The following is a 9,595-nucleotide window of genomic DNA, read 5'->3' as shown; positions in this document are numbered from 1 at the left end:
TGGTGCCGGAGGGGGGCTTCGAACCCCCACGGGGTTGCCCCCACGGGATTTTGAGTCCCGCGCGTCTGCCCGTTCCGCCACTCCGGCACAACCGTGCTGATCTGTAAAAGTAGAAAATAATATATACGCTGCTGCCGGTCAATGCAAGTTTTGATGGGACGTGAGCCGGCGGCTACCGGCGCTCGTATTCACCATGCCCGGGAGGGCTTCTTACGAAAGTGCGTCGAGGAACTTCTTGTACCGGGAAAAGATATCGTTTCCCTTCTTCCAGAAAGCGTCGTACGACTTACCGCTGTCTGAGAGCAACTTGTACTCTTTCATCTTTCTTCCATCGTCGATGATCTTCATCAGTGTCTCTATCATATCCATATCGACCTTCAGCTGTACCGCGACCTGGAGGTCCATCAGCTTTTTGCACACGTTCTCGAGGATCGATTTTCCGTCTTTAATATCTTCGGGCTCCCCATCTCTTTCCATGATCCACTCTATCTCGAGATGGCTCAATTCGAGCATGAACTTCTTTTTTATCTTTTTCAATTCCCCATCCGATGCCACGTGCTCTTTCTTCGGTTCCGGTTTGTCCTCCGGGGATGGTTTCGGGCTTTTTTCCTTCTCTGGCGCCTGGCTCTTTCCCTTCTCCCCTTTTTGGCCTGCCTGCGCCGCGTCGTCTATCGGTTCGATGTCTAACTCAACGTCGCCAAGAGGGATTTCCGTGGTTTCCGCTGCCGGCTCCTGCGTTCTTTTCTGTGACTCATCGGGCTGCACCCTGTCTTTTGCCTTATCGACAGGGGTTTCAGCATCGGATTTCGGTTTTTGCTCCTTTTCGGGCGGCTTGTCTTCCTGCCGGGCCTCCTCGCTTTTTCTTGGGGGAGAGGTGACGGCGCTTTCCGCTCTTTGCGCGGTTTTCTCGCTTTTCTGGTTCCCGTTGATAGTTTTTATCTTCTCTAACAGGTGGCCGTTTACCATGTCCATGAGTTCGTCGGCGGAACCGAAGGGAAAGGTGCTGCCCTTCTTTTCGACCCTTTCCCTGAAGGTGCGGAGCCGTCCGTATTGCTCCGGGTCGATGCTGTCGGGGACCACCGGCCGCGTTGAAAAGTAGAGAAGTGCGTCCTTCCCCGATTCGACGAACCGGGCGAGTGCGTCGATCTCGTCCTTTTTTGCTCCCCCTTCGTGGCTGTCCGTCCGGGTCCAGAATATTCCGACCAGGAGGTCGCAATCGTCGAGCTGGTTTCCGCTGGTCTCACCTTTGCCCTTACCGCCCCCATCTTCTCCGGCATGGGGGGGCCAGAGAACGGGCCACAGGACCACTTTTTCCGAGAGGGTGTTTCTCTCGTTCCACTCATTCAGGAAAGCCTGGACCATTCCCCTCTCATCCTCTACATCCGATGGGGATGTGAGCAGGACGCGGATGACGGTTGCTGAAAAAGCCATGGTCTTCCTCCTTTACGGTTGAGAAGGCTCACCAGGAGCATTCATGGTATTTTATTCGGCAAAATGGCTCCGAAAGTTAAGCGGCAGATCCCGGTAAATAGTTAATAAACGGTAAATTTCCCCTGAAGAAAATGATTTTTGGGCCGTCAAAGGAAAAAATCCCCTTACTGTAAGCCCGCAGGTAGCAAAGTGAGCGGGTTGTCGCGCGGGCGGGGGGAGAAAAATAAAGTTAGCATGGGAACGTTCGATAATTATAATATGGAGAGAATCATTCGGAGCATGCCGGTGGTTATGAGGAAGTTCAAAAGGAAGAGGAAGGTGGGGTGCGCCCTGGGCAGCGGCGCTGCGCGGGGTTTCGCCAGCATCGGGGTCCTCAAAGCATTGAAGGAGATGGGAATCGTCCCCGACCTCATCGCGGGGACGAGCATGGGGGCCCTCGTGGGAGCTTTCGCCGCGACGGACAACCTGGAGACGCTCGAGGAGGTGGTGTTTGAGACCGACTGGGGCAAGATCATCCCCTTTTTCACCGATATCGTATTTCCCCGCAACGGCCTCATCGACGGAAAGAGGGTGGAGTCGTTCATAAAGAAATATACCCGGGACATGCTCGTTAAGGAGACCAGGGTGCCGTTCAGGGCCGTGGCCACGGATATCATCACCGGAGAGGAGGTCGTGTTGTCCGAGGGAAGGCTGATAGAGGCGGTGAGAGCCAGCATATCGATCCCCGGGATATTCGCTCCCGTTCACAGGGACGGGAGGTTCCTCGTGGACGGCGCGCTCGTCAATCCTGTGCCGGTGACGGTGGCACGGGACATGGGTGCCGATATCGTCATCGCCGTGGATGTGAACAGGTACCTCTTCGAGGGGCGCAAGCAGCAGCAGGAGAGGGAACGGGCCAATTCAGAGGTCGCCGATAGAACAAAGAGGGGGCGCATCCGCCTGCCCGGGGGAAAAATCCTTCAGATGGAACGGGTTGTATCCTCCCTGGGGAAACGGTTCGGGGGTGTCGACCAGCAGATTCGCGGTCAGGTGAGTCGAAGGAAGGGCAGGCAGCGGGGGCCGAATATAATCGAAATCATGGTCACGTCGGGGCACATCATGGGGTTCCACATCTCGCGATACATGCTCGACCTCTACAAGCCCGATGTCATCATCGCGCCGAGAGTTGGCCATATAAAGCTCCTCGAGCTCCACAGGGCGAAGGAGTCGGCCGTGGCGGGTTACGAGGCGGCAATGGAGCAGCGCGAGGAGATCGAGGCTGTGGTCAAGCGCAGGAGGAAAGCAAAGACCTCCTCGAGAGCATGAGCACGCACCTTGCCACCGATTACGGCGCAGCTCTTCTCATATCATTTTTCTCGAGGTCTGAAGGTTCGTATCTTTTGCTTGTCCGGGACCTGCATTCCGCGGACAGCATTCCAAAATCCGTTCAGCCTCCCTATTGTGCCCTGTTGAACCTTCCGCCGCCCTTTCACTTCATTTCAATCAACGGGTGAAAAGCCCACGACCGGAAGACTTCTGGAGGCCTTTTTGTGGGTTAAATCACGCAAAAAGAGGGGGTGGAAGAAACGGGAAAAATAAAAACGTTTGTTTTCAACATGTTACGCTTACATTCGTCGTGGCATGCTTTTTGCCCTCTATTTCAGTGAAAGAGGGAAAGTTATACCATAGAGAGGCCAGCTTCTCTTTCATAGCACGAAGAAGTTTGGTTTCAACCCCTGTATTCCCTGCCCCGGCCGGGGGGTTTATAAGCGAACAAAGAACCCCCGGCCTCCCTATTTTTCATACGAACAAGATCCAGGCCTTTTCTGTGGACAAACCCATTTTATCTGACGGCAGCGTTGAGATACCCCTTCAGTGATGGTGAAGAGGGAACCCCGAGGGGGTCCTGCATATCCTGCGTGTCTAGGCGCTTTCCCTCAGCCTCCCTATCGCCTCCCCGATTTGCCGCTGGTGGACCCGCTCGTGGTCCACGAGGAAAGAGAACCATTCGTACATGTTGCATTCGCCGAAGAAGGGATGCTCCATCGTCCTGCTGGTGGGATCGACCGACGACAGAAGTTCCAGGGTCTCGCGGGTCGACTCCCGCAGTTGGACGAGTTCCGTGAGCGCCTCATCCGCCGGTACCCTGTCGGGGGGTGTCACCACCTGCGGGCAGATGAGCTTTCCCGGTGGCTGCTTGGGGCTTCTGAACGTGACGGACGATTCGTCTTCGGGGTAGGGGGGCAGGGGCACGTCGGATTTTTTGATCAGCCTCCTCACCACTTTTATCGAGCCGAGTTCCGAGAGGGCGAGGTGCTTGAGGAGCTGGGCTATTGACCACTCGTTGCCGGTTTTTTTCTCCAGGTCATCCTTTTCCAGGCCCTCGACGATCGCGAGGGTTCCCTTCCTCACTTCCTGAAGCTCGTCGAAGAGTTTGCCTATCATACTCTTCATCGTATTTACCTCCGATTCCTATATAAATAAGATAACAGAATTTCGCTTTTCTGTTGGGTTTTTGGTAAACGGGAAGATGGGATGAGCCGATCGTGCACGCACGAAAAAATGGCCACGCTCCCGCGTGCGTCTTCACGGTGCGCGGGAAATATTATCGCGGCGGACCCCCGCCCCGGGGCCCTTACAGGCCGAGCTTTTCCGATGCTTCCGACGGTAAGACCCCGAGGAGGAGGACCCTTTTCCTTCGGGCATTTTTCCCCTGTATGATCAGAACGTCCCTTTTCGGCAGGCCCATGATTTTCGCCAGAAACCCCCGCAGTTCCTCGTTGGCCCTGTTGTCGGCGGGGGGCGAGGAAATCCTGATCTTCAGGTGATCGGCCATGGTCCCGGTAATTTCCGTCCGGTGGCCCCTGGGCTGGACGAGAAGGTTCAGGACGACTCCCTCTTCTCTCTCCTCGATGATCATGGCGGAGAATGCCTCACATGAACTGCAGGGAGAATTTGGCGATGACGGGAACCAGGGAGTTCTGCAGGAAGTAGATGATGAGGAGCACGACGATGGGAGAGAAATCGAACCCGCCGTATACCAGGGGGATGTTTCTCCTGAACCAGTTCAAAACGGGGTCGGTTATGCTGTATAAAGCCCTTACGATCGGGTTGTAGGGGTCCGGGTTCACCCACGATATGACGGCGCGGATGATGATCAGCCACATGTATATGTTCAGGGCCACGCTCAGCACTTTTGCCAGAGCGTTGAGAAAATAGCCGAATACGTACATCGGGTTTACCTCATTCAATCGATTTTGCTTTCAAATATGACGCCCGGATCGCCTCGATGGCGAGTCCCCGGAAGCCGCCTCGCTCCAGCACCGACACGCCTTCGGCAGTCGTCCCCCCCGGGGACATGACCATTTCCTTGAGCTGCTCCGGGTGGATCCCCGTTTCCCTGACCAGCGCCGCCGATCCCTCCACCATCGCTGCGGCGAATTGCAGGGCGAGGTCCCGCGGCATTCCGCACCTGACTCCCCCGTCGGCCAGCGCCTCTATGAAAATGAAGATGAAAGCGGGCCCCGATCCGGTAAATCCCGTGACGACGTCTATCATCTCCTCGCTGTCGAAGAATGCCGCTTCTCCCAGCGAGGAGAATATCTTCAGGGCGAATGCTTTCGCCTCGTCGCCTGCCCCGGCCGATGCGAAGAGCCCGGTCACCCCCTTGCCCACGAGGCACGGCGTGTTGGGCATCGCCCGGATCACCCGTATCCCGCTGCCGAGTGATGCCGTGAGATCGCTCACTTTTTTCCCGGCGAGGATCGAGATGACGGTCTGCCCGTCCCTCAGCTTGCCCCCGATCTCTTCCGAGAGCTCTTTTAAATTCTGCGGTTTTACCGCGAGCAAAACCGCATCGCTCTTTTTCACGAGTTCAGCCACCGTTTTGCAGCGGCCCACGGAAAACTCCCCCAGGGCCTTTTCGAGGGCTGCCGGGTCCTTGTCGAAACACACGATGTCTCTCTCTTTCAAGAGCTTTCCCTTCCTGATTCCCGAAAGGATCGCCCTCCCCATATTGCCCGAGCCGATAATGCCGAGTTTGTGCATCCCTACCTCCTGGCTTCCCTTACGTTCTCCGCATGCCGAATATAGCCGTTCCCACCCTTATTATAGTTGCTCCCTCCTCTATCGCAACTTCGTAGTCGTGGGACATGCCCATCGATAGCTCCCTGAGCGATACCCCTTCCATGTTCAGCGCGTTGATGCTTTCCTGCACCTGGCGGAGGGAAGCGAAGTAACTTCTCGCCTCGTCCATGTCCTCCGTGTAGGGGGGTATGGCCATCAGGCCGGCAATTTCGATTCCCGGCAGGAGGGAGATCTCCTCGAGGAGGAAAACCAGGTCGTTTCTCAGGACCCCCCACTTCGACGACTCCTCGGCGATGTTGACCTGAACCAGGACCTTCAGCTTTTTCCCGATCGAAAGGGCCCTCGTCGAAATTACCTGGGCCACCCGTATGGAGTCCACCGTCTCTATCACGTCGAAGAGCTTCACCGCTTTTTTCGCCTTGTTCACCTGCAGGTGGCCGACGAGGTGCCAGTTCAGGTCACCCCCGACCGCCGCGATCTTCATCTCCGCTTCCTTCACGTAGTTTTCCCCGAAAGTGTCAATCCCGGCTTCGGCCGCCGCTATTATCTTTTCCACGTCGTGGGTTTTCGAGACAGCCACCACCTTGACGCTGTCACCGGTCCGGCCCATCTTCGATGCCGCCGCTTCGACCCTTTCGAGGACGCTCGATACGTTCCTGGAAATAACCCCCATACGCATTCCCCCTTCAGAGAATGTTTTTCAACCGGTACATGGTGCCCCGGTTAGAAGAAGCCTCGATTACGCCTGCCTCCTTGAGCATGCTGACGGTGAGGGAGAGGGGCAGGCCGACGACGTTGGTGTGGGAGCCCTCGATCCTCTCGATCAGGGCGCTTCCCGCGCCCTGAGCCCCGTAGGCGCCTGCCTTGTCCCCGGGTTCCCCGGTGCTTATGTAGGCGCTCGCCTCTTCGCGGGAAAAATCACGGAAGGTGACCTGCGTGGCATCGTGCCGTGTTCTTCTGTACCCCGTTTTGCCGTTCACCAGGCTGACTCCCGTGTAGACGGTGTGGGTTTCTCCGGAGAGTTGAAGGAGCATCTCCAGTGCTTCCGTATCGTCTCCCGGTTTTCCGAGCACCCTGTCCCTGTGCACCACGACCGTGTCGGCACCCAGGACCCATTTTTCGGGGTAGCTGTCCGCAACGGCACGCGCCTTCACGCAGGAGTTGTGCTCGACGAGCTCGCGGGGGGATTTGTCCCCGCCGCTTCCGTCCTCGGCACCCCCCGGCAGTACCTGGAAGGGAAACCCGAGCAGGCTCAGGAGGTTTTTTCTTCGGGGAGAGTTCGATGCGAGAATAACGTGATATTTATCGTCCATACCTTAAATAATATGACCCAATTTAACGGGTTATACAATATGAAAATTAAGCCGCCACCCCCTCGAGCGCGCCGGCCGGGGACAGGTTCAACGGGGTTTTCGGTGCTCCAAGAGCGTTGCAGATAATATCCTGAGGGATTATAATCTTGATGCCTGCAGGGGGAGGAAAATGTCGGTACTCGACTACATCCTGATAGGGATTCTCGTCTTTTTCGCCTTTTTAGGACTTATTCGCGGCCTGGTGAGCCAGCTCTTCTCCATACTCGGCCTGGTTGCAGGGTTCTTCGCGGCGCGGGCCTACTACGGCAAGCTCGCGGTATATCTGGGGTTGCAGAAGTATGTGGGCGGGTTCAGCGCCTTTCTGCTCATCTTCATAGCCGGTTTCATATGCGCACGGCTTCTGGGCCTGCTCGTTGAAAAGTTGATGAAGACGATGAAGCTCTCTCTTTTCAACAGGGTGTGCGGGTTTCTTCTGGGCCTGCTGAAGGGCTTTGCCATATGCGCGTTGATCATCGCGGGCATGCTGCTCGTATATCCGGAAGGGGAGAAGGTCGTGAAATCGTCTCCCGCGGCCAGCTACTTCCTGCGGGCCGGGAGGGCTATTTACCGGGTCATCCCCGACGACATAAAGGGCCGCAAGGAGGCCGAGCCCGGGAAGGTCATGGAAAAAAACGACCCCCCTTTTGCCAGTCCCTGAGGAAAAAATCCTTAAAGCAGGTCCTCAGGTTTATCCCGATATCTCTTTTCGTGTTGGTCACGAAGATCCTTCCGTGCAGCGAGAAAATTTCCCGGTCCAGGCGCTCCATCCGGCTCCGGGTGCCCGATCTTTTCTCCACCTCCTCCTCGATCATGGGGACGAGCTTGTCCTTCATCCGCAGGTGGGTGTCGTTCATGAGGATCGCGAAGTCGGGTTGAAGGGAGATAACCCTTTCCAGGAAGTTCGAAATTTCGCCCCCTTCGACGTGCTTCGGGGGTGATGTCTTCGTCTCGATGTAAAAGAGCTTTCCCGCTGCGAGGCCGATGACGTCGAAATCCCCCCCCGAGGCGATCCCTTCGAACTTGACGCCCCACAGCGTGTCGTAGTCCATGTCTTCCAGCAACCTGGCGACGAAGTATTCGAAGGTGTCCCCGATGTCCGATATGTCCTTCAGCGCGAAGGAGTACCCCCCGCCGCGGCTCTTTGTGAGAAGGGTCAGTTTTTCCGAAAGGAGGAGATATTTTTCCACCTGCTCCCTTTCGATGAACGGGCCGAAGCTGTCGGGGCGGATGGCGTCTCTTATCGAGATCAGGTCCCGCAAAAAAATCCTGAAGGCGTAGGAGGTAAAGTGCCTGTTGAACTCCTCCCTGAGGGATTCCTGGCCGAGGTGCATGTGGATGGTTTTTTCGAACGGTTCGGCCTGGCAAACGGAGAGTCCGCGCTGCCTCAGAAACCTGTATACAGGATTTCCGCCTCTTTTGCCCACACTACTTGTCCTGTTCTTTCGCCTCCCCGTGCAGGGCTTTCTGGCTTCTTTTTATCGCGCAGAGGTCAGCGCACATGGTGCAGACTTTCTCGTCTTTTGGCAGGGATGACCCCCGGAGCTCATCGGCCTTGTCCGGGTCGATGGAGAGCATTATCTGTTCCCGCCACTCCAGGTTTTTCCTTGCCCTGGCCATCTTGTCGTCCCATTCTCTTGCCCCCGGCAGGTTCCTCCCCACGTCGGCGATGTGGGCGGCGATCCTCGCCGCGATGACCCCCTCCTTCACATCGGCGATGGTGGGGAGCCTCAGGTGTTCCGAAGGAGTGACGTAGCAGAGAAAGTCCGCGCCGGCCATCGCGGCTATGGTGCCCCCGATCGCGGCGGTTATGTGGTCATAGCCGGGAGCGATATCCGTCGGGAGCGGACCGAGGACGTAGAACGGGGCGCCGTGGCAGAGACTTTTCTGGAGTCTCACGTTGGCCTCGATCTGGTCGACGGGAACGTGGCCGGGGCCTTCGATTATCACCTGGACGTTCCGGTCCCAGGCGCGGAGGGTGAGCTCCCCGAGGGTGATGAGTTCCTGGACCTGAGCCAGGTCCGTTGCGTCCGATATGCACCCGGGCCTCAGGCCGTCTCCCAGGCTGAGGGTGACGTCGTATTCCTCCGCGACGTCCAGGAGCATGTCGAAGTGCTCGAAGAGGGGGTTTTCCTTGCCGTTGAACTCCATCCACTCAGCCATCAGGGCGCCGCCCCTCGAGACGATGTCCAGGAGCCTTCCCTTCTGCTTGATTTTTTCGAGCGCTTCCCTGGTTACGCCGCAGTGGACGGTCATGAAGTCGACCCCGTCTTCGGCATGCTTTTGTATGCCCGCCAGGATCTCATCGACGGTGAGCTCCACGAATGACTTCTCAAGCCTGAATGCTTCCGATGCGGCCTGGTAGATCGGAACCGTCCCGACGGGCACGGTGGACCTTTCTACGATCATCCTCCGTATGTCGTCTATCGGCCCTCCTGTCGAGAGGTCCATGATTGCGTCGGCCCCTGCCTGGATGGCGACATCCAGTTTTTCCAGCTCCTCGTCGATGTCCGCCCTGTCCCTTGAGGTGCCGATGTTCGCGTTAACCTTGACCGAAAGGCCTGCCCCTACCGGGACGGCCCGGATGTTTCTGTGCTTGGCGTTTTTTGGAACCACCGCCTGCCCCGCTGCGATGAGCTCTCTCAATTTTTCGGGGCTAACACCCTCTGAAATGGCCGCTTCTTTGATCTCGGCCGTTATTTCGCCATCCCTGGCCCTTCTCATTAACGTCATGTCTCTCCCCCGATGGC

At 57.0% G+C, this 9,595-nt stretch carries 11 protein-coding genes and 1 tRNA gene; 2 read left to right on the top strand and 10 right to left on the bottom strand.

Annotation, left to right across the window (positions count from 1 at the left end; all coding sequences use genetic code 11):
• Positions 1 to 87, bottom strand: a tRNA-Leu gene (locus GTN70_05860).
• A 123-nt stretch (positions 88 to 210) separates the two neighbouring features.
• Complete coding sequence (locus tag GTN70_05855; GenBank protein NIO16509.1) at positions 211 to 1,431, bottom strand: hypothetical protein; 1,221 nt, start codon at positions 1,429 to 1,431, stop codon at positions 211 to 213.
• 234 nt (positions 1,432 to 1,665) lie between these two features.
• On the opposite strand from GTN70_05855, the gene GTN70_05850 reads away from it, so the two are divergent.
• Positions 1,666 to 2,736 (top strand): patatin, encoded by a 1,071-nt coding sequence (locus GTN70_05850; protein NIO16508.1) that lies wholly within the window; start codon positions 1,666 to 1,668, stop codon positions 2,734 to 2,736.
• A 597-nt stretch (positions 2,737 to 3,333) separates the two neighbouring features.
• On the opposite strand, the gene GTN70_05845 is transcribed toward GTN70_05850, so the two are convergent.
• The 6 genes from GTN70_05845 to maf all read right to left on the bottom strand — a co-directional run bounded on the left by GTN70_05845 (position 3,334) and on the right by maf (position 6,809).
• Positions 3,334 to 3,864 (bottom strand): DUF664 domain-containing protein, encoded by a 531-nt coding sequence (locus tag GTN70_05845; GenBank protein ID NIO16507.1) that lies wholly within the window; start codon positions 3,862 to 3,864, stop codon positions 3,334 to 3,336.
• Between the two features lie 181 nt (positions 3,865 to 4,045).
• On the bottom strand, positions 4,046 to 4,330 hold the full coding sequence (locus tag GTN70_05840) for a hypothetical protein (GenBank protein ID NIO16506.1): 285 nt from the start codon (positions 4,328 to 4,330) through the stop codon (positions 4,046 to 4,048).
• 13 nt (positions 4,331 to 4,343) lie between these two features.
• Positions 4,344 to 4,643, bottom strand: a complete 300-nt coding sequence (locus GTN70_05835) for a YggT family protein (protein NIO16505.1) — start codon at positions 4,641 to 4,643, stop codon at positions 4,344 to 4,346.
• A 10-nt stretch (positions 4,644 to 4,653) separates the two neighbouring features.
• Positions 4,654 to 5,457 (bottom strand): pyrroline-5-carboxylate reductase, encoded by an 804-nt coding sequence (gene proC / locus GTN70_05830; GenBank protein NIO16504.1) that lies wholly within the window; start codon positions 5,455 to 5,457, stop codon positions 4,654 to 4,656.
• A 19-nt stretch (positions 5,458 to 5,476) separates the two neighbouring features.
• A complete protein-coding gene (locus GTN70_05825; GenBank protein NIO16503.1) occupies positions 5,477 to 6,169 on the bottom strand; it encodes a YggS family pyridoxal phosphate-dependent enzyme in 693 nt (230 codons plus the stop codon).
• 13 nt (positions 6,170 to 6,182) lie between these two features.
• Entirely contained in the window at positions 6,183 to 6,809 is a 627-nt protein-coding gene (maf, locus tag GTN70_05820; protein ID NIO16502.1) for a septum formation protein Maf, read from the bottom strand.
• A 169-nt stretch (positions 6,810 to 6,978) separates the two neighbouring features.
• Here maf and GTN70_05815 point away from each other — a divergent pair, with 169 nt between their 5' ends.
• Complete coding sequence (locus GTN70_05815; GenBank protein NIO16501.1) at positions 6,979 to 7,506, top strand: hypothetical protein; 528 nt, start codon at positions 6,979 to 6,981, stop codon at positions 7,504 to 7,506.
• On the opposite strand, the gene GTN70_05810 is transcribed toward GTN70_05815, so the two are convergent.
• Both GTN70_05810 and thiC read right to left on the bottom strand, forming a co-directional pair.
• Positions 7,469 to 8,272 carry a hypothetical protein gene (locus GTN70_05810; protein NIO16500.1) on the bottom strand — a complete coding sequence of 268 codons (804 nt, stop codon included), beginning with the start codon at positions 8,270 to 8,272 and terminating at the stop codon, positions 7,469 to 7,471. The two genes, GTN70_05815 and GTN70_05810, sit on opposite strands and share 38 nt — an antisense overlap.
• A gap of 1 nt (position 8,273) precedes the next feature.
• Positions 8,274 to 9,578, bottom strand: a complete 1,305-nt coding sequence (thiC, locus tag GTN70_05805; GenBank protein NIO16499.1) for a phosphomethylpyrimidine synthase ThiC — start codon at positions 9,576 to 9,578, stop codon at positions 8,274 to 8,276.
• Positions 9,579 to 9,595 lie beyond the last annotated feature (17 nt).

This window comes from Deltaproteobacteria bacterium (assembly GCA_011773515.1).
GTDB lineage: Bacteria > Desulfobacterota > Deferrimicrobia > J040 > J040 > WVXK01.
Note: the sequence above shows the minus strand (reverse complement) of the source record. Positions and strands in the feature narration are given on the sequence as shown.

Coding starts and splice junctions, on each gene's coding strand:
- GTN70_05855 (NIO16509.1), bottom strand. CDS start 1,431: ATGGCTTTTTCAGCAACCGTCATCCGCGTCCTGCTCACATCCCCATCG.
- GTN70_05850 (NIO16508.1), top strand. CDS start 1,666: ATGGGAACGTTCGATAATTATAATATGGAGAGAATCATTCGGAGCATG.
- GTN70_05845 (NIO16507.1), bottom strand. CDS start 3,864: ATGAAGAGTATGATAGGCAAACTCTTCGACGAGCTTCAGGAAGTGAGG.
- GTN70_05840 (NIO16506.1), bottom strand. CDS start 4,330: ATGATCATCGAGGAGAGAGAAGAGGGAGTCGTCCTGAACCTTCTCGTC.
- GTN70_05835 (NIO16505.1), bottom strand. CDS start 4,643: ATGTACGTATTCGGCTATTTTCTCAACGCTCTGGCAAAAGTGCTGAGC.
- proC (NIO16504.1), bottom strand. CDS start 5,457: ATGCACAAACTCGGCATTATCGGCTCGGGCAATATGGGGAGGGCGATC.
- GTN70_05825 (NIO16503.1), bottom strand. CDS start 6,169: ATGGGGGTTATTTCCAGGAACGTATCGAGCGTCCTCGAAAGGGTCGAA.
- maf (NIO16502.1), bottom strand. CDS start 6,809: ATGGACGATAAATATCACGTTATTCTCGCATCGAACTCTCCCCGAAGA.
- GTN70_05815 (NIO16501.1), top strand. CDS start 6,979: ATGTCGGTACTCGACTACATCCTGATAGGGATTCTCGTCTTTTTCGCC.
- thiC (NIO16499.1), bottom strand. CDS start 9,578: ATGACGTTAATGAGAAGGGCCAGGGATGGCGAAATAACGGCCGAGATC.